Genomic DNA, 18,330 nt, shown 5'->3' on the forward strand with positions numbered 1-18,330 from the left:
TATTACAGCTGGTTGCTGGCGTCAGTGAAGCCCATCAGGGATACGTCGAACACGAACGGCTGTTCCTGGTGCAGGGCACGGAAGGCGACGGTCAGGGCGCGCCCGCCGCGCAGCGCGCTCATCTGTTCGCTGTTCAGTTCGCGCCCGGCGACGCAACCCTGCTGCACGCAGGTCACGTAGCCCGCATCCATCTCTTCGCCCGCATCGTCCACCTGCATGCGGATGCCGGGGCGCAGGTCGACGCCCAGCGGTACCAGGATCTCGATGATGTGCTGCTCGCCCTCGCGGCGCACGGTCGCCTGCAGGAACAGCCCCTGCGCCTGCTCGTCCTGGATCTCCAGCGTCTGCTGCATCCGGCAACGCTCGCCTTGTGGCGTGTCGATGCACGCCACCTCCCAGTCCTGGTAGACCGTGGTCTCCGGCTCCTGCTGCTGCATCTGCTGCGGCTGCCCGGGTTGTCCCATCTGTTGTGCCGCCCCTGGCACAGCGGAGCCCACGAGGAGAAGGGCGAGAAGAGCGATGAAGGGTCCGCGGTGAACGCACTGGATGGCCTTATGCATGAGTCGAGGTGTCTCCGATATTTGAATAAAGCTCCACTCTATCGCGCCGAGCAAGGTATTGCCTCGAACTGGCTTTGAGTGAGGGACCTATCGGAGTATTGCAGTTGCCTGCGCTCTTGTCCGGCGATGCCGATCATGAGCGCAGGCAGGGATCGCCCGCTTGAATAATCCGACCAAGTCTGCGAGCGTGCCTTGCGGGTTAGGGGCAGAAGCGCGGCATGCTGGGATTCTATGCGCCGACACCACGGCTACTAGGACGAGGTAACGCGTGTTGGACAAGCGATGTAAGCGATTTTCCTGGTTCGCGGCCTTCTGCCGAAAAAGGTTTTTTCTTGTTGGATGTGTCCTTGCAGGCAGTCCTGTCTTCGCGGATACCCGCGATGGGATTGCGTTCGCGGTATCCGACCAACATGGCGAGCCGTTGGCGGATGTTGTCGTGTACGTCTTGCCCGATGAGGACATGGGTCCCGCAGCACCTGCCATTATGGACCAGGTTGATCATGCGTTCGTGCCACACGTGCTTCCTGTTCAGCGCGGCGCCGAGGTCGACTTTCCGAATAGCGACGACGTTCGGCATCACGTGTACTCGTTTTCGGAGGCCAAGTCCTTCGAGTTGCCCCTCTACTCGGGTGTACCTGCAGAGCCGGTCTATTTCGAAAAAGCCGGTGAAGTCGTCCTGGGTTGCAACATCCATGACCGCATGCTGGGCTATATCTACGTTGTCGATACCTCGGTGTTTGCGCATACAGGACCCGATGGCCGCGCGCGGCTTGACCGATTGCCTACCGCTGCAACGACCGTGTATTTCTGGCACCCACGTGCCGAGGGATCCACAAAAACGCTTGACCTTTCGCGCCTGGAAGGCCGCGATGAATCCATTGTCGAACTGGAAATAAGTGTTACGCCGACCCCTGCCGCCCGTCACGATCACGAAAGTAGTGAGCCTGACGGCCTGCAGCAGCGGTTTCGCCGTTTTCGGTCGCCCTAGCGAATCCCTGTGCTGAACAGTTTCGCAACCCGGATTTTCCTGTCGATCGCGGTCGTCCTCCTGGTGGTGGTTGCAGGGGGTACGCTGGCCGTTTTGACGGCTGCCCAGAATACGGCGATCAACCAGGGACAACGCGCACTGGAGGTGGCCGCAAGCGTTTTCGAGGAACTCTTGCTTGCGGATCTCTCGACGGCGCTGCAAAACGCGGAGATCACCGCGAACGACTTTGGGTTCCGCCAAACGGTCGCAAGCCGTGACGCCGCGACCATGCGGTCGGCGCTGGATAATTTTGGTCAACGGATTCAGGCCGACTTCGGTTTCGTTCTGAATCCGGAGGGTCAGGTCGTGGCAACGACGGACGATGACGCCGTCCCCGCAGATGCGGATTTCCTGGCACCCACCCTGATCGAGCAGGCACGCCGCTTTAATGGTTCGGCGGGTATTTACGAATTGGCCGGTCAAGCCTACGAGACGGTGCTGGTACCCGTGCGGGCACCGCAGCAAATTGGCTGGGCGGGTTTTGCGTTCCATATCGATGATGCCTATGCCCGGCGCATCCACAGCCTGACAGGGCAACACGTCAGTATCTGGTCTGCGAACGAGGAACGTTCTGAACCCCTGGCGGATTCCCGGCGGTTGCTCGGCGGAGAAATTCCGCGCACTCGGCCGGATGCGCTGGATGGCGCCCGTGAGGCTGAAGAACCCAGGCCGAATTTTTCCGATGTCTCGGACGACGGGCTGGTTCACGTGGTGAGCCTGGATCCCACCTATGCCGGTGCGCCATTGGCGATGCTCGAGAACGACTTGTCCGAAGCCATGAGCGCGTACTTCACCCTGCGTGACCAGATGCTGCTGATCGGTGGACTGGCGCTGTTACTGGCTATCCTGTCCGCCTTGTGGATGGGAAAGCTCATCTCGCGCCCGGTCTCCGATCTAGCCGGGCGGGCACGCGAGATTGCCGCCGGCTCGTACCACATACCGGTCCCCACGCGTCGCCGTGACGAGATCGGACAGCTTGGACGGGCCTTTAATGCGATGAGCGAGGCAGTCCGGGATCGCGAGGACAAGCTGCTCTATCGTCTTTATCACGATCCCCTGACTCAACTCCCCAATCGCACGCGCCTGACGATCGATCTCGCCGACGAGCTGGCAGCACTCGGCGCGGATCGGAGGCTGACGGTCGCGCTGATCGACCTGCGTGACTTTGGCGAGATCAACAACCTGTTGGGACCGGCTGTGGGCGACCGTCTACTGCAGGCCGTCGCCCAGCGAATGCGCGAGCTCGAACCAATGCTGGTGGCACGCATGGGAGGTGATGTCTTTGTCTGGATATCCGAACGCGCGGTGGTGGATTGCGGCACGGAGGGCGAGAGGCTTCTTGCACAGATCAACGGTACCTATGTGTTCGACGATGCCAGCATTGAACTCGAAGTCGTCGCCGGTCTAGTGGGTGCGCCGGAAGATGGCGACTCGGTCGAAGTCATCCTGCGTCGGGCCGACATCGCCCTGAACCGGGCGAAGCGTGATCGACAGCCCTTTGGTATCTATGTCACGGGCGAAGAGGACCGGTATATGCGATCGCTGGAGATCGTTGCGGCCCTGCGCCAATTGGCGGATGCGGTGCGATCTCAGGCAGCCCTCAGCCAAGCGGCGACAGGGCTGGAATTGGCGTTCCAGCCCAAGCTGGACCTGCGTCAAGGCCTGGCTAACCAGGCTGAAGCACTGCTGCGGTGGACGCATCCCCAGCTGGGAAACATTTCGCCGGCCGAGTTCATTCCCCTGGCGGAGCAGTCGGGCACCATCACCGATCTAACCGACTGGGTACTGGAGCGCGCTGTCGGTCAGATTGCCGATTGGCAGGGTTCCGGGCTGGACGTACGACTATCGGTCAATCTCTCCGGACGGGATCTCCAGGATGAGCGTCTGGCCACCCGGATTGGCGATATTCTGCACGCCCACGGCGTTTCCGCGGGTCGATTGGTGGTCGAGGTGACCGAAACCTACCTGATGGAGGATTTGGACCAGGCCCTGGCCACGGTTGCGGAGCTCAAATCCCTGGGTCTGGCGATCTCGATCGACGACTTTGGCACCGGGTATTCGTCCCTGGCACAACTACAGCGTGTCCAGGCAGACGAGTTGAAGATCGACCGGGAATTCCTGCTGCGCCTCGACGATAGTGAGGATGCTTGGAGAGTCATTCAGGCCATGATTCGTATTGGTCACGATTTCGGCATGACCGTGGTCGCCGAGGGTGTCGAGACGGACGCTGTTCGCGAGCAGCTTGCAAGCTTTGGCTGCGACTATGCCCAGGGCTTTGGTATTGCGAAGCCGTTGTCCGCAATGGCCTACCAGGAATGGCTTGCCGCTCGGTCATAGGCGCAAGGCCAGAATCACAAGAACACAAGCTACGGGAGACGCAGCGATGATGCACTGGTGCAGGATCACAGCGGGATGGATCGCCGGAATGACCCTGATTGGGGTATCCGTTCCGGCATCATCGGATACCGGAGGTCGGCTGCTGGCCACTGGCGGTGGGACTCAGATCGAGGGTGCCGCTGGCGGAGGGATCGTCCCCTGGGCCGTGATTGCCGGCTATGGGGCCGAGGACGAGTTTGGCGCGGATGCCACTGTCTCTTACGCCACGACGCGCGATCTCGACCTGTCGGTCCTGGCGCTCAGCGCGGGATTCAACAACCGCTTCGAGGTCAGCTTCGGGCATCAACGACTGGACGTGGGTCCGCTGGATGCCCAGGTGCGGCAGAACGTATTCGGGGCCAAGATGCGCCTGGCTGGCGATCTGATCTATACGGATATGCCACAGATTTCCCTGGGGGTGCAGCACAAGCGTCAGCAGGATTTCGTGATCCCTTCTGCGCTGGGGGCGCGTTCGAGTTCTGGTACCGATGTCTACCTGTCGGCTAGCAAACTCTTCCTGGCGGGACCGGGTGGCCGCAGTCTGTTGTTGAACGGTACCGTGCGGGCGACGAATGCGAATGAGACGGGGCTCCTGGGATTCGGGGGTGCAGAGAACGATAGCCACCGGCTGGTCGGGGAGGCCTCTGCGGCCCTGTTTCTGAGTCGTAACACTGCCGTTGGCGTTGAGTATCGGCAGAAGCGAGCGAATCTCTCGGGGGTCGACGAGGATGACTGGTGGGACGTGTTTATTGGGTATTTCCCGAACAAGAACTTCTCGGTCATCGGTGCATTCGTGGATCTCGGTTCGGTAGCGGGTCTGGAACGTCAGTCCGGGGCTTACGTGTCCCTCCAGGCAAGCTTTTAGGGGAATACCGATGAATCGATGGGTAGCCAGCGTCGCGGCGAGCATGGTCGCACTGTCCTTGATCGCTCCGGCGCAGATCTTGGCGGACGAATCTGAACGTGATGACCGTCTGTTTCAGCAACTTGGAGGACTGGGTGGCATTGACCTCATCGTTGAGGAGCTGTTGGTCGAAATCTCGCGCGATTTGCGCATTGTGGAACAGTTCGCCGAAACGAACGTCGAGCGCTTCAGGCGTCTTCTGGTTGAGCAGATCTGCGATATTTCGGGCGGGCCCTGTGAATACTCCGGAGAAAGCATGGAGCTTGTGCATGGCGGCATGGAGATTACCGAGGCCGAGTTCAACGCCCTAGTGGAAAATCTCATCACCGCGATGGACACGGCGCGTGTCCCGCTTGCCGCTCAAAACCGTCTTCTACGGAAGCTGGCAGAAATGCGTTCTGACATTATTCATCAGTAATTTGCGACGTTCTGCCTTGCTTAGGGGGGGCTCGTTCGATGTCACCGGAGCGCGATTGTGGAGAAATCTCGTCACCGCTAACTTTAAGGGGCGGTGAACTGACCGCTTCTTCGAACGTGGTTGGATGACCGAGAAGAAACCCCTGCCCGTAGTCGACCCCCATCGATCTCAGCGTCACAAGGGTCTCCTCGTCCTCGACATACTCGGCGATCGACAAGCGCTCGACGGAGTGAGCGATCTCGTTGATGGCTCGAATCATGGCGCTACTCATGCGGTCGTTCCGCATGTCACGGACGAACTCGCCATCGATCTTGACGAAGCTGACGGGCAGGGCTTTGAGGTAGCTGAAACTGCTGTAGCCCGACCCGAAATCATCGATCGCGAAATGAACGTCAAGTACGCTCAGTTGCCCGATGATCTCGGACGTCCGATCAAGACTTTCCAGGGCGGCGGTCTCTGTAATCTCGACGACCAGGTGATGTGCACACTCGGGCAAGCGTTTCAAGGTCTCCGTGATCGCCTTGAGGAATGCCTTGTTGTTCAATGACCGCCCCGATACGTTGACGGAGACCATTCCTCCGGCCGCCCGAAAATCGTTCTCCTGTCCGAGGCGTTCGAGAACCTGATGCACAACCCAAGCATCGACGTCCGGCATTAAATCGTACGTTTCCGCCAGTGGAATGAATTGTCCGGGCATGAGCAGGCCTTTTGCATCATGGATTCGGAGCAACGCCTCGACCATCGGGGGGCGTGATTGTCCGAGGGCCTGGATCGTCTGGAATTCGAGAAAGAAGGTGCCTTGCTCCAGCGCGCTGCGCACTCTGGCAAGGATCTCGAGCTCGCTGGACCCGGCGACCTCGTTTAGCTCGTCGGAATTCGTGAAAATATGGAACTGGTTACGCCCCTGGTTCTTCGCCACATAACAGGCCATATCGGCCTTTTGCAGCGCACGGTCAAGGGGCTCGGTGGCCGGGGTGAACATCGTCGCACCCACTGACACTGAAGACGAAATCACGCCGTCGCCCCAGGGGATGCGGATGGAGGCGATATTTTGAATGAGCCGGGTAATGATGGCTGGCAGTTCCCTCCGGCCTACACCAGGCATGAACATGGCGAATTCGTCACCGCCCAGCCGTACGACCACATCGCTGCTACGTTGGTGGCGGCGCAGCGCTTCACTCACCATTCGCAGCAGCTGATCGCCCGCGGCGTGGCCGGCACTGTCATTAACCAGCTTGAAGCGATCCAGGTCGAGCGCAATCAGTGCCGCCGTCTTCGGCCCGGCCGGATCACGGCGGGCGATACGCTCTTTCACAGCGATTTCGAAGTGGTGACGATTCGTCAGACCCGTCAGGTGGTCATGCGTCGCTTGATACTCGAGCTGGCGCTCATTAATTCGGTCGGCCGTGACGTCACGGAGCACAAAAACGCTGCCGATTCGAACGTGTTCGTCAAAGTCCTTTTTTTCGATTTCGACGCTACGAATCCCTCCGTCGGCGCTCGCGAGAAGAAAGGATCCCGTGCTGATGCTGCTGGATGCGATGCGTTCCTTGAGGTCTTCCTGCGTTTGGATAAGAGAGATGTCTCGAACGTCCGCGTACAACGCCATGCAGTCATCCACTGGGCAGTCCACGAGCGCCGCGCGGGTCAACCCGAGCATCTTGCACCCGGCGTCATTAATGAAGGTTATTTTCCCGGAAGGTGCAGCTGTGAGGACGCCTTCGCTGAGCGCTTCCAGCGTTATGCGATGGGTCTCCCTCCGTTGTTCAGCCAGATCCCGCTCGGCGCGGATCTGCTGATGTAGTGCGCGGGTCTTTTCCAATTCCTCGTTCAGCAGGGCGAACTTGCGATCCCAGCCGGATTCGCTCGATACCCAGACGATCACGACACCGGAACCTGCATGGTCAACGAATGCCGTTGGGGCGCGGAAGGCTTTGCTTCGATGCCCACCTAATCGCGTGGCGTGATTCGCGAGGCGCACGGGGATAGGTACGGGTTCTGGCGTTCGCTGGGCCCGTGCCAGCAGGTTCGTCACATCGTCCGGGCCGAGATCCGAGCCATCTTCGAGCCAGGATGTGAGCGGTGTAGAAGTGAGTTCCGCCGGTGACCGTTCGAGCCGCCTGGCGAGTGACCGAGAGCAAGCTAAAATTGTTCCGCATGACGAAACCAGTAATGCGCATTCGTCGAGAGGGTCGTAGGCTTTCCGAAACAGGTCACTCATGTTCCGGTTACCTCGTTCGCACGGCCTGGTTCACGAGCCATAGTATTCGCGACCTTGAACACCCACCGCGGCGCCCTCTGTGAGAAAGAGTGTGACCTTGCAACCGGCGTGCCCTTGAGCGATCGATTCATCGATTCGGACCTTGCTGTACCCAAGGTTCTCCGCCGCGATGGTTCCGAAGACGTTGGAAGTCATCATGCAGAGTGAAGGACGACCCTTTACAGCGTTGCCGAAGGGACATGCGCGATTCCCTAAGATGATTTTTTCCGCGTCAATCGAGATCACGAAGAAATCGCCCTGAATGCGTCGTTTCAGATCGACGCATACGGCCGCGAGCTGGACGGGATCCAATCGGGGTTGGCCGTAGGCATCGCGGTACTCTTGGTTGATCCATTCACCGATTGCCTGCCCCACGAGGCTGATAAAACCGGATGCCTCCTCCACGCCGACGGTCTTTTCCAGGGCGAAGGCCAGTTCCGATATCAATTTGCGCAGGAAGAGATCGCGCTCGAGCGGTAAATCCAGCGCCTCGAGGTGTGACAGCGCCTCTGATTCCGCTTTGCGTGGAAGTTCGTCCGACATGGTGGCTCCGTCGACTTGTGTCTGTCGTTTGTAAGGAGAGTGCAAAGGAGTTGTACAGGTGTTGGTAGATCTTACACAAAAAAAGGGGACAAGCGTCGCTTGTCCCCGGCTGAAGCTGAAACGCCGCCAGCACAATGCTTTGCGGTTTGCTAGCCCCAGATGTCCGCAGTGATGCCGTTGTACCAGCCTTGCGTGTATCCGGCTTCGCGGGCACGGAACTCTTCGCTGGCTCCGGAGGGACTCACGCCGCCGGCACCTTCAACGCCGGACTGCGCTCCGTCCTTGTACTGGTATACCGCAGCCACGCTGATCCCGTGGTCCGGGGTCACCAAGCTATAGCAAGTATTGGCCGAGGAAGGATTCAACGGCTCCTGATCCGCCAATTCGCGGACAACCGCCGCCGCAACGATCTTGCCCTGGTTGTTGGCTGAATGGCCGGACTTCGGCATGGCGCCGGCCACGCTGGCGTCGCCCAGGACGTAGATATTGGCATCGGCCTCGGTCTTGAAGGTCTGCTGATTGACCGGTACCCAGCCTTCGTCGTTGACCAGCCCCGCGTCACGGACGATTTTTCCGGCCCGCTGGCGAGGAATGAAATTCATGACGTCAGCCTTGACGCGCTCGAACCCGCTGTCGGCGCGGGCCGTTTTCTCGGCCACATCCACGGCTTCGACCAGACCGCCTTCGGATGCCGCGCGCCATTCGATCATGTCACCGTAGTGCTCTGCCCAGCCCTCTTCGAACAGGCCTTGTTTGGAGAAGCCGTCCTTGGCGTCAAGCACGATGATCTTCGACCGCGGCTTGTGTTGCTTGAAGTAGTGTGCGATCAGCGAGACCCTTTCGTAGGGTCCCGGGGGGCAGCGGAAAGGATTGGGTGGCGCGACCATTACGAACACGCCGCCGTTCGGCATTTCCTCTAGCTGATCGCGCAGCAGGCGGGTCTGGTCGCCAGCCTTCCAGGCATGGGGAATCGCTTCCGCATCGGATTCGCTGATTCCCTCTACCGAATCGTAGTTGAAGTCGATGCCGGGCGACATGATCAGGCGGTCGTAGCTGACCCGGTCGCCGCCTTGCAAGTGAACGCGACGGTTCTCGGCGTCGACGGCCGTCACGCGGTCCGCCACCACCTCGATGCCATGATTGTCGCGCAGGCTGTCGTAGGTCTGAGCGATGTCGTCCATCGAGGCAAAACCACTGAGGACCCAATTGCTCCCGTAACAGGTGTAGTACGTGGCGTTGGGCTCGATCAGCGTGACTCGAAGGGTCGGCGAAAACTGTTTCAGATATTTCGCGGCGGTCGCTCCCCCAGAGCCGCCCCCGACCACTACCACATGGGCGCCGTTGGATGCTTGTGAATCGCTGGGCGCACAGCCAATGCCAGTGAATGTCGCGGCCCCGGTGATTCCGGCCACCTTAAGAAAACTGCGTCGCGTGAAATGACTCATGATGTATCCCCTGTTATTGATGGCCGAAGTGCGCTGCCATGGCGTCGATTTCTTCATCGGTGTATCCCTTGGCGTGACGATTCATGATCGTCCCATCGCGCTGGTCATCCCGGAACGCGCGCATCTGGCTGGCGATCAGGTTTTCCGAAAGGGTGGACAAATTAGTGACGCCGTCGTTGGCACCTGCCGCGTTATGGCAGGCCTTACAGGAAGCGGCCATCAACTGGCCCCGGGTGATCTCGTCGCTGGTATCGGCGGACACGGCTGGAGCCGCGCTGGTCAGGACGAGCGCGGAAAAAAACCCCGCGATGTAGGTTCGCGTCTTCATGAACAGACTCCTCTGTATCGAATGGCTGATTCATTGGGCGACAGCTTTCGATAACTGCCTTCATCCTCGGATCCGGCTGCATGGTCCGGACCGTTATCGCGCCGGCGGGATCAAGCCCGCTCGTTGCGCATCCCGGGAACGTGGCCCGAGCTTCCGGTGTGGGCCCCCTGGCCCCCGGGAACGCGGGCGAAGCGCCCTGTATTTCGGCTTGGCAGCCATCCTGCTCTCCAAAAGAGGCCCGCTCCCACGGAGCAGGCCGAAAGGAGAACAAACATGGCAAACAGCCCTCCGTTCGACCGGAGGGAGCGGGCTTCCGGCCCGCACCGCCTTGGGCCCGGTCATCGATTCATCCGCGAAGAACGGCTACGACGGCACTTCCAGGCCCTCTCCATAGTTCGGACGATTCACTGGAAGACGCGTAGCCTGGAGAGAGGGGGCACACACGGCGGCCAGCGGACGAATCATCCTTCCGGGGAAGTCAGCAATTGGTGTGCCATTGACCGAGAGGCGTGCGTGGCCGCGGGTCTCCGTTGATAAGGTATTTTTTTTACGTGGACTTTCGTTGCAACGCTTTCGCAACATGGATCCGCAACAGTGCAACGCATCGGGCCTTGATCCGGCAGCCGGCAAAGTCCCTCACAGATGTCTGCAAATAGTTGCGGTGAAATAAAATCTGCATGTAACGTCCCGCCGGTCCCCACCAACGTCTTGTGGGGCGGGAGGCGACATGACCGGAACGGAATTGGCGAAGATCTGCATTCGACACAGTCGAGACCCGCACATCATCGTCGATGATCAAGACAACGTGGTCTTCGGTAACCCTGCCTTCCATACCCTCTTCAACCTTCCGGAAAACGTCCCTCTCACCTTGGCCCGCCTGGGGCCGCTCGATCTGCGCCAAGCGCTGGATGATGCGAGTACGAACGCTCATGCCGGACCCATGGCGAACGTGGATTTCACGCTGTCCGTCGACCTTGACGGGGAGTCCTTGCCGCTGCGCGTGATCGAGCAGTCGGTGCGCATGCAGGGCGACGAGCGGCTACGCTTGATCACCCTGCAACCCCTGCGACGGCGTAGCGAAGAGTCGGAGACGCTGACCACGGCCCGGGCCTGGCCGACGGATACCCTGCGCTCGCTGGACGGGGAATGCCGCAAGGCACTCGCGTTTGCCCGCAAGGTGGCCGGCAGTGACGTGCGTGTGGTCATACTGGGCGAGTCCGGCACCGGCAAGACGCGCGTCGCACGCGCCCTGCATCGGCTCAGCCCGCGGGCGGGAAAACCCTTCGTCGAGGTGAATTGCGCCGCCATCCCGGAAGAACTCCTGGAGTCGGAACTGTTCGGCCACGTTCGCGGGGCCTTCTCCGGAGCCGTGAACGACCGCGAGGGGCGGTTCGAGGCGGCCCATGGGGGTACGCTGTTCCTGGACGAGATCGGAGAGATGAGCCCGAAACTGCAGGCCAAGCTGCTGCGAGCAGTTCAGGACGGCACCTTCGAGCGGGTCGGCGAGAATCAGTCCCGGATCGTTGACGTACGCGTCGTGGCCGCTTCCAACAAGGATCTGCGTTCCCTTGTTGCTTCTGGCGAGTTTCGCAGCGACCTCTTCTACCGCCTTGCCGTAGCGACGGTTTTCCTTCCGCCGCTGCGCGAGCGCCCTCTCGACCTGCAGCAGGCGCTCGATGAGTTCGAGTCGGCCAATGAAGTCCGTCTCGCGTCCGATCTGCGGAGCAAGCTGATGGCGTACTCGTGGCCCGGAAACTTTCGCGAGCTCGAGAATGCCTTCCAGTGCATGTGCCTGCGCTCACGCAACGGCGAGATTCGTGACTTCGAACTGTCCGATCCACTGGTGCAAGCAACCTCCGGCATCCAGTCGGCGGCCGCCAACCTGCCGTCGAATGATGGCGAAGGTGCCGACACGACGAGCCCGCCCGATGCGGTTGCCGAAGACAGCTTGGCTCGTGCCTCGGAAGATGCGGAAGCCCGCCGCCTGCGCGAGGCCCTGATCGCGAACGCTGGTAACCGAACCCGGACGGCTCGGGAACTGGGGATGGACCGCACGACCCTCTGGCGCAAGATGCATCGCTACAACCTGGCGTGAGCCCTGCAGGAGCGGTTTTCCGGGGGCTTAGTCCGTCTCGCGAGTGTAGCGGTCGGTGAAGGCGCAGCGGCCCTCCGGCAGCCAGGCCGGGAAGTCGTAGTAGCGCTCGAGTATCGGTTGGAGGACCTGGTCGTGGTAGGCGGCGTAGTCGAAGCCGCGGCCTTCGGCGAGGGTCCATTCGACGCCGCGGATGGTGACTTCGCGTACGCGCACCTCGTCGAAGAAGGGCTCCACGTGCGCCGGGTCCAGCTCGCCCCGGGTGGGCACGTAGAGCAGGTTGGCGCCATCGAGGGCGCGGAAGTCGGTCAGCAGGTCGTCCTGGCGGCCATAGTGGGACCCGGGGCCGAACACGCCGACCTCGCGCCCGGCGTAGTAGGCGAGCACCGCCGAGCGCGAGTAGCTGCGGGTGAAGATGTGCCACTCCGCTTCGTATTCGTTGACCACCTCGGCCACCGACTCTGGGGTGAGGTAGAACACCGCATCGGCGTAGCGGTCCTGGCCCTTCAGCCATTCCACGGGCATCAGCGCGAGGGTCAGGATCGCGATCGCATGCAGCACGGCGAGGGCCCCGGAGAGCCAGACGCTGATGGTCAGTGCGCGCACACTCAGGAACAGCGCCGGCAGCAGCAGGAACGGGGCGAAGGCGGCCAGCCAGTGCAGCCCGATGCTCTTGAACGGGGCGAGCAGGGCAAACAGGATCAGCGGGATCAGTCCGGCGGACAGGAACACGCCCAGTTGGTGCGTGCGGATGCCGGCAGCCAGGGCCCGCCACTGACGCGCGTAGAACCACAGCAGCCAGGGCGTAAACAGGTAGACCAGCAGGATTGCGTAGGTCAGCCAGTTGCCGGGGTCGAAGCCGCCGTCGCCGTGCCGGTTCACGATGTTGAACATCACGTTGTACCAGCAGTTGCCCCAGTTCCAGTACAGATTGAGCGCCACCGCCGGCACCACGCCGAGGATGATCAGCAGGAGGCCGCGCCAGTGCTGCCGCGCGAACAGCAGGATATGCAGCCCCAGTGCAATCCCCAGCAGGACCGCGAAGTACTTGGACAGGAACGCCAGCCCCAGGGCCAGGCCGGCGAGCAGGAACCAGTGCGCGGCGCCGGTGCGCAGGGCCTGCCAGGCAAGGCCGGTAGCCAGCAGGCTGAACAGGATCAGCGGGGTGTCCGTCGCGGTGATCACCGCGATGAAGAACAGCGGCATGAACAGCGCCAGCAGCGACACAAGGCGCGCGCGGACTGGATCGGTATGCCGCCACCAGAGGAAGATCGCGAGCGCCGGTGCCATGGAGACGAAAATACCCAGGGCACGGATGGCCAGCGGGTGCTCCGACAGGGGCAGGATGGCGCCCAGCCACCAGCCGATCATCGGCGGGTGGTCGTAGTAGCCGAGATCCGGGTTCTGTCCCCAGATCAGGAAATAGGCCTCGTCCCCGGTGATCGGCAGGGCCCAGGCCATGCCGATCTTGACCAGCAGCACGGCCAGCATAATCGCGCCGTAGTGACGGGCGAGCCAGGGCCAGGTTGTGGTTGTCGGGTTCACTCGGGGGCCCCCTCTACCGACGGCCCGTGGACACGCCGGAAGCGGCCCCGGCGCAGGCGGTAACCGCTGCCGGCCATCGCCAGCAGCGGCTGGTCAGCTGCGCTGTCGCCGTAGGCCGCGACCAGATCGACCGGTTCGTCCGGGGGCAGGGTGGCCAGCCAGGCGGCGACCGCCGCCGGCTTGGCGGCGCCCCGGCAGTTGGTGCCGTCCAGGCGCCCGGTGACGCGACCGGCGTCATCCACCGCGAGGCGCGAGCTGACCACGCCGGTGAGCCCGTAGCGCTCGGCCCACGGTTGCAGCCAGACATCCAGCGAGGCGGAGACCAGTACGCAGTCATGGCCTGCATCTCGATGGGCCCGCAGGGCGCGCATCCCGGCCGGGCGCAGCAGGCGGTCCAGGCCGCGATCGGCGAATTCACGGCCCCTGGCCTGCAGGTGGGCGAGGGTCTCGCCGGCCAGCATACGGGTCAGCACCGCCTCCTTCGCGTCCTGATGGGACAGCCGCTTCAGTGCCAGGCCAATCAGCGCCGGGAGGCAGTCCGGCAGCCGGCGCAGGAAGGCCGCTGTCCCCAGTGCGTGGCGCAGGAAGGGGAACAGGCTGTCGCGCCGGGTCAGGGTGCCGTCGAAGTCGAACAGCACGATCGGCCGCGTGTCATTCCGGTTCATCGTTATGGCTTCAGGGTTACAGCTTCAGGCGCTTGAACAGGTATTCGGGGATCAGGCGGATGATGGTCATGATCACCCACCACTTGCCGGGCAGGTAGGCGACGTCGCGGCCGCGGCGCATGGCACGGACGATGCCGCGGGCCACCGTTTCCGGTTCGGCCCACAGGGCGCCGGCGCGGTTGAGGCCCTCGGTCATCGGGGTGCGCACGAAGCCGGGCTTGAGCGTGACCACGTCCACGCCGCTGAAGAACAGGCGGTTGCGCAGCCCCTGGAGGTAGATCGCGAGCATGCCCTTGGCGGTGCCGTAGGCGTAGTTGCTCTGGCGCCCGCGATCCCCGGCGACCGAGCCGATGGCGGCGATAACGCCGCGGCCCCGGGCCTCGAAGTCCGGGGCAATCAGCGCGAGCAGGGCGATGGCACTGGTGCCGTTGACGTGGATCGCCTGCAGGGTCGCGTCCACCGAGGCGTTGCAGGCCGCCTGGTCCGGCAGGGTGCCCCAGGCCAGCAGTACGCTGTCCACCTCGCCCAGGGCCTCCTGCGCCTGCTGCCACAGCGCCGCGTGCCCGTCGATATCGGCCAGATCGGCGCGGGCCCCGAGGATGCGGGTGCCCTCCGGGTCGTCGGCGCGCACCCGCAGGTCGGCCAGCAGGGCCTCCAGGGCGTCGCCGTCGCGGGCCACGCAGAACAGCCGGGCGCCGGTGTCTACCAGCTCCCGCGCCACCGCGGAGGCAATGGCCGAGGTGGCACCAAAGAGGACAACGTTGTTCATCGGGTTCATGCGGTCACCCTGCGCCAGAAGCCGGAGGAGAATTCGGGGTCCACATACTCGGCGAAGGCCTCCCAGCCGGGGAACCCCTGGCGGAAGACTTCGGCCGGCATGCGCGCGTCCTTCGCAGGGTACAGGGCACCGCCGGCCTCCTGCACGATGGCGTCCAGGCGCGCGAACAGGCGCGCGGTGTCGCGACCCTTTTCCGGGAAGTCCAGCGCGAGGGTGGCACCCGGGCGGGGAAAGGACAGCATGCCCGGCGCGGGCCGGTCGCCGAAGGTCTTGAGCACCGCGAGAAACGACCCCTGGCCGCTGGCGGCGATGGCATCCAGCAGGGCCTGCACGCCGTCCCGTGCGGCATGCGGGGGCAGGACGCACTGGTACTGGTAGAAGCCCTGGTGCCCGTAGATGCGGTTCCAGTGGCGGATCGCATCCAGCGGGAACAGCCAGGGCTGGTGGTGCACGGCACGGGGTGTCGCGTGCACCGGCTGGCGGTAATAGAGGTGGTTGAAGGCGCGCAGCGACAGGCGGTTGACCAGCGAGACGGGCGGGTCCAGCGGGATGCTGCGCCGGCGTTCGCGGTAGTCCCCGCGCACAGGCGCGGTGGCCGCGTGGCGTGCCGCGCCGTAGATGCCACGCCCGACGCGGCCGTTCGGGCCCGGGTTCAGGCAGTCGATCCAGGCGACGGTGTAGGGCCACTCGCGCTCGGCCTGCGCATTCAGCTCCCAGAACGCATCCAGCGAGTCGAAGCGCTGCGACCAGGCGCGCATCCAGCCGGAGCGCACCGGCATCAACTGCAGGGTCACGGTCTCGATCAGTCCGGTCAGGCCCAGCCCCCCCACGGTTGCGGCGAACCAGTCGGGGCTGGCCTCGCGGGTGACCTCCAGGACCTGGCCGTTGGAACGGCGCAGGGTCAGCCCGAGTACGTGGTCGCCGAAGGTGCCAGCCTGGTGATGGTTCTTGCCGTGCACGTCGTTGGCCACCGCGCCGCCGAGGGTGACAAAACGGGTACCCGGCACCACCGGCGGGAACCAGCCGCGCGGCACCGCAAAGCGCAGCAGGGCATCCAGCGACAGTCCGGCCTCCGCGGTGATCCGTCCCGTGGTGGCGTCGAAGGCCACGAAGCGATCCAGCCCCGGCGTATGCAGCAGGGTGGCCCCCGGGTTCAGGCAGACGTCGCCATAGCTGCGCCCGAGGCCGTGGGCGAGCAGGGGGCGAGGCGTGCCCGGGGGAAGCGGCCGGCCGCGGTGAGCAAGCTCGACTTCGGCGGCATGTTCGACCCGCGGGATGCGGTTCCAGCTGGCAGTCATCACCCGCCCACCTCGTCGTTGCGATCCCCTGCAGGAGGCCAGCCCCCTGGCCGATTGGGCGCAGCTAATATCCTCTGCGCGTGAATGCGCGGGCGTCCACGCATCCGCAGGCCCCCGGTTGCCGGGGGTGCGACATTCCCTCGGGTACAGCTCGACCGCACGCCCAATCGGCCAGGGGGCTGGCCTCCTACAAAGGAACCGTTACGCATGGGGTTGCACCGGGTGTTCGTGGCCGCGCGCCTCGGGGTTGGTGGCCAGCGCGATCAGGCCCAGGATCACCGCGAACCAGAGGGTGGTGAAGCGGATCAGCATGGTCGCCGCGATGGCGTCGGCCGGCGGCATGTCGGCCCACAGCAGCAGGGCGACCATCACCGCCTCGGTACCGCCCAGTCCCCCGGGCAGGAAGCTCAGCGCGCCGGCCAGCATGGCCAGGGCGAAGACGAAAGCGGCAAAGGCGAAGCCGGCCTCGAAGCCCATGGCGTTGAGGATCCACCAGAAGGCGAGGGCCTCGGCGCTCCACGCGATGACGCTGAGGGCAGTGGCCGCGGCCAGCAGGGCCGGGCGGTGGCAGCGCCGTGCCTGCAGCAGGATCGTGGCGACATGGTGCAGGCTGCGCCACAGACGCTGGCCCGGGCGGTCGCTGATGCGCTGCAGCCAGGCCAGCGGCCGCCGCCAGGACAGCACGATCAGTGCCGCCAGGATGAGGGCCGCGCCGGCTGCGATCAGCCAGGTGCCCTGGGCCACCAGGGTCAGGCCTAACAGGGACAGCAGCACGACCGCGATCAGGTCGGACAGGCGCTCGGAGACGAAGGCGGCGAAGCTGTCCGGGTAGGGCACCCGGCGGCGCTTCAGCAGCACCCCGCGCAGGGCCTCGCCGGCCTTGCCGGGCGTGGTGGTCAGGGCGAAGCCGGCCACATAGATATGCAGGCTGGCGCGCGTCGGGATGGCATGGCCCAGGGTGCGCAGGTAGAGTTGCCAGCGGGTGAAGCGCAGGCTGTAGTTCACCAGCGACAGCCCCAGGGCCAGCAGGACGCCGCCGACGCCCACCAGCTTCAGGGCACGCCAGACCTCGTCTGCCCCCGCCCACAGCATGACCCCGAGGTACAGCGCGACGGCAACGATGATCGAGAGCATCACCGCGCGCAGGCGCCAGCCGGAGAGCAGGACCGCATTCATGCGAGTACGGCGAGGGTCACACCCATCCATACCGCGACCGTGGCCAGCAGGTGCGGGTCGGTGACCAGGTCGCGCGAGGTGTCGTTGCCGGCGCCGCGCGCGTGCAGCAGGAACAGGTAGCGGAAGATGCCGTAGATCACGAACGGCAGGGTGTAGATCAGCCCATCCGTGCCATGCAGCGCGATGGTCTCGGCGCTGACCGTGTAGAGCCCGTAGGCGAGCACGGTGCAGGCGGCGCTGATGGCGATGAACTGATCCAGGAGACTGACGCTGTAGTCGTGCAGCACGCGCCGCGTCCCGTCCTGATCCGGGGTGTGTTCGATGGCGCCATCGGCGAGCTCCGCGCGCCGCTTGGCGAAGCCCAGGAACAGCGTCAGCATCAGCCCGCACAGCAGCAGCCATTGCGAGGGCTCGATGCCCAGGCCAAGGGTGCCGGCCAGGATGCGCAGCATGAACCCGGCGGCGATGCTGAACACGTCGAGGATCACGATGTGCTTGAGCGACCAGGAATAGGCCACGTTCAGCACCAGGTAGGTCAGGATCAGCGCGATCACCCAGGTGCTGACCAGCGCCGCGAGGACCAGCGCGACAATGACCGCGGTGGCGAAGATCGCCCAGGCGGTGGAGATCGCGATCGCGCCGCTGGCGATCGGGCGTTCGCGCTTGGTCGGGTGGCGGCGGTCGGCCTCGACGTCGACGATGTCGTTCAGCACGTAGACCGCGCTGGCGATCGCGCAGAATGCGAGGAACGTGACGCTGGCGGCGAGCACCGTCCCGGGTTCGCCCCACTCGTGCGCGAACACCACGCCGAGGAACACGAAACCGTTCTTGATGTACTGGTGCGGGCGCAGCAGCTTGATCAGCGAATGCAGCATGCGGGCGGTCGTCCGTGAAGGTGGTTGCAGTCTACTGACG

General features: G+C 63.7%; 16 protein-coding genes. 5 read left to right on the forward strand and 11 right to left on the reverse strand.

Going from position 1 to position 18,330, the window contains the following annotated elements:
- Nucleotides 1-2: 2 nt before the first annotated feature.
- On the reverse strand, nt 3-560 hold the full coding sequence (locus D106_RS0106405; RefSeq protein WP_026280598.1) for an invasion associated locus B family protein: 558 nt from the start codon (nt 558-560) through the stop codon (nt 3-5).
- Between the two features lie 268 nt (nt 561-828).
- Between D106_RS0106405 and D106_RS0106410 the strand changes: the two genes are divergently transcribed.
- From D106_RS0106410 to D106_RS0106425, 4 genes are all read left to right on the forward strand, one after another.
- On the forward strand, nt 829-1,548 hold the full coding sequence (locus tag D106_RS0106410; RefSeq protein ID WP_231372864.1) for a methylamine utilization protein: 720 nt from the start codon (nt 829-831) through the stop codon (nt 1,546-1,548).
- A gap of 9 nt (nt 1,549-1,557) precedes the next feature.
- Entirely contained in the window at nt 1,558-3,924 is a 2,367-nt protein-coding gene (locus tag D106_RS0106415) for a bifunctional diguanylate cyclase/phosphodiesterase (protein WP_018879565.1), read from the forward strand.
- An 88-nt stretch (nt 3,925-4,012) separates the two neighbouring features.
- Nucleotides 4,013-4,828, forward strand: a complete 816-nt coding sequence (locus tag D106_RS0106420; RefSeq protein ID WP_018879566.1) for a DUF3034 family protein — start codon at nt 4,013-4,015, stop codon at nt 4,826-4,828.
- Nucleotides 4,829-4,838: 10 nt separating this feature from the next.
- Nucleotides 4,839-5,285: a group 1 truncated hemoglobin gene (locus D106_RS0106425; RefSeq protein WP_018879567.1), complete on the forward strand. Its 447-nt coding sequence runs from the start codon at nt 4,839-4,841 to the stop codon at nt 5,283-5,285.
- Here D106_RS0106425 and D106_RS0106430 read toward each other — a convergent pair.
- From D106_RS0106430 to D106_RS0106445, 4 genes are all read right to left on the reverse strand, one after another.
- Entirely contained in the window at nt 5,272-7,506 is a 2,235-nt protein-coding gene (locus D106_RS0106430; protein WP_231372865.1) for a bifunctional diguanylate cyclase/phosphodiesterase, read from the reverse strand. The genes D106_RS0106425 and D106_RS0106430 overlap by 14 nt on opposite strands.
- A gap of 30 nt (nt 7,507-7,536) precedes the next feature.
- A complete protein-coding gene (locus D106_RS0106435; RefSeq protein ID WP_018879569.1) occupies nt 7,537-8,088 on the reverse strand; it encodes a methanogen output domain 1-containing protein in 552 nt (183 codons plus the stop codon).
- Nucleotides 8,089-8,237: 149 nt separating this feature from the next.
- Nucleotides 8,238-9,533, reverse strand: a complete 1,296-nt coding sequence (locus tag D106_RS0106440; RefSeq protein WP_026280602.1) for an FCSD flavin-binding domain-containing protein — start codon at nt 9,531-9,533, stop codon at nt 8,238-8,240.
- A 13-nt stretch (nt 9,534-9,546) separates the two neighbouring features.
- A complete protein-coding gene (locus D106_RS0106445; RefSeq protein ID WP_018879571.1) occupies nt 9,547-9,861 on the reverse strand; it encodes a c-type cytochrome in 315 nt (104 codons plus the stop codon).
- A gap of 727 nt (nt 9,862-10,588) precedes the next feature.
- Between D106_RS0106445 and D106_RS0106450 the strand changes: the two genes are divergently transcribed.
- On the forward strand, nt 10,589-11,956 hold the full coding sequence (locus D106_RS0106450) for a sigma-54-dependent Fis family transcriptional regulator (RefSeq protein WP_018879572.1): 1,368 nt from the start codon (nt 10,589-10,591) through the stop codon (nt 11,954-11,956).
- A gap of 27 nt (nt 11,957-11,983) precedes the next feature.
- Here the strand turns inward: D106_RS0106450 and D106_RS0106455 are convergent, their stop codons facing one another.
- The 6 genes from D106_RS0106455 to D106_RS0106480 all read right to left on the reverse strand — a co-directional run bounded on the left by D106_RS0106455 (nt 11,984) and on the right by D106_RS0106480 (nt 18,290).
- Nucleotides 11,984-13,498: a glycosyltransferase family 39 protein gene (locus D106_RS0106455; protein WP_026280603.1), complete on the reverse strand. Its 1,515-nt coding sequence runs from the start codon at nt 13,496-13,498 to the stop codon at nt 11,984-11,986.
- Complete coding sequence (locus D106_RS0106460; protein ID WP_018879574.1) at nt 13,495-14,163, reverse strand: HAD-IB family hydrolase; 669 nt, start codon at nt 14,161-14,163, stop codon at nt 13,495-13,497. The genes D106_RS0106455 and D106_RS0106460 overlap by 4 nt, the downstream gene beginning before the upstream one ends.
- A gap of 16 nt (nt 14,164-14,179) precedes the next feature.
- Nucleotides 14,180-14,932 carry an SDR family oxidoreductase gene (locus D106_RS0106465; protein ID WP_018879575.1) on the reverse strand — a complete coding sequence of 251 codons (753 nt, stop codon included), beginning with the start codon at nt 14,930-14,932 and terminating at the stop codon, nt 14,180-14,182.
- A gap of 5 nt (nt 14,933-14,937) precedes the next feature.
- Complete coding sequence (locus D106_RS0106470; RefSeq protein WP_018879576.1) at nt 14,938-16,239, reverse strand: FAD-binding oxidoreductase; 1,302 nt, start codon at nt 16,237-16,239, stop codon at nt 14,938-14,940.
- Between the two features lie 201 nt (nt 16,240-16,440).
- A complete protein-coding gene (locus D106_RS0106475) occupies nt 16,441-17,415 on the reverse strand; it encodes a lysylphosphatidylglycerol synthase transmembrane domain-containing protein (RefSeq protein ID WP_018879577.1) in 975 nt (324 codons plus the stop codon).
- Nucleotides 17,412-18,290, reverse strand: a complete 879-nt coding sequence (locus tag D106_RS0106480) for a decaprenyl-phosphate phosphoribosyltransferase (RefSeq protein ID WP_018866015.1) — start codon at nt 18,288-18,290, stop codon at nt 17,412-17,414. Before D106_RS0106480 ends, D106_RS0106475 begins: the two co-directional genes overlap by 4 nt.
- Nucleotides 18,291-18,330: the final 40 nt, after the last annotated feature.

This window comes from Thioalkalivibrio sp. ALE9 (assembly GCF_000377445.1).
GTDB lineage: Bacteria > Pseudomonadota > Gammaproteobacteria > Ectothiorhodospirales > Ectothiorhodospiraceae > Thioalkalivibrio.

Excerpts from the sequence above, each read along its gene's own strand:
- D106_RS0106475 (WP_018879577.1), bottom strand. The coding sequence starts at position 17,415 with ATGAATGCGGTCCTGCTCTCCGGCTGGCGCCTGCGCGCGGTGATGCTC.
- D106_RS0106425 (WP_018879567.1), top strand. The coding sequence starts at position 4,839 with ATGAATCGATGGGTAGCCAGCGTCGCGGCGAGCATGGTCGCACTGTCC.
- D106_RS0106450 (WP_018879572.1), top strand. The coding sequence starts at position 10,589 with ATGACCGGAACGGAATTGGCGAAGATCTGCATTCGACACAGTCGAGAC.
- D106_RS0106430 (WP_231372865.1), bottom strand. The coding sequence starts at position 7,506 with ATGAGTGACCTGTTTCGGAAAGCCTACGACCCTCTCGACGAATGCGCA.
- D106_RS0106440 (WP_026280602.1), bottom strand. The coding sequence starts at position 9,533 with ATGAGTCATTTCACGCGACGCAGTTTTCTTAAGGTGGCCGGAATCACC.
- D106_RS0106435 (WP_018879569.1), bottom strand. The coding sequence starts at position 8,088 with ATGTCGGACGAACTTCCACGCAAAGCGGAATCAGAGGCGCTGTCACAC.
- D106_RS0106470 (WP_018879576.1), bottom strand. The coding sequence starts at position 16,239 with ATGACTGCCAGCTGGAACCGCATCCCGCGGGTCGAACATGCCGCCGAA.
- D106_RS0106460 (WP_018879574.1), bottom strand. The coding sequence starts at position 14,163 with ATGAACCGGAATGACACGCGGCCGATCGTGCTGTTCGACTTCGACGGC.
- D106_RS0106480 (WP_018866015.1), bottom strand. The coding sequence starts at position 18,290 with ATGCTGCATTCGCTGATCAAGCTGCTGCGCCCGCACCAGTACATCAAG.
- D106_RS0106445 (WP_018879571.1), bottom strand. The coding sequence starts at position 9,861 with ATGAAGACGCGAACCTACATCGCGGGGTTTTTTTCCGCGCTCGTCCTG.
- D106_RS0106465 (WP_018879575.1), bottom strand. The coding sequence starts at position 14,932 with ATGAACAACGTTGTCCTCTTTGGTGCCACCTCGGCCATTGCCTCCGCG.
- D106_RS0106420 (WP_018879566.1), top strand. The coding sequence starts at position 4,013 with ATGACCCTGATTGGGGTATCCGTTCCGGCATCATCGGATACCGGAGGT.
- D106_RS0106405 (WP_026280598.1), bottom strand. The coding sequence starts at position 560 with ATGCATAAGGCCATCCAGTGCGTTCACCGCGGACCCTTCATCGCTCTT.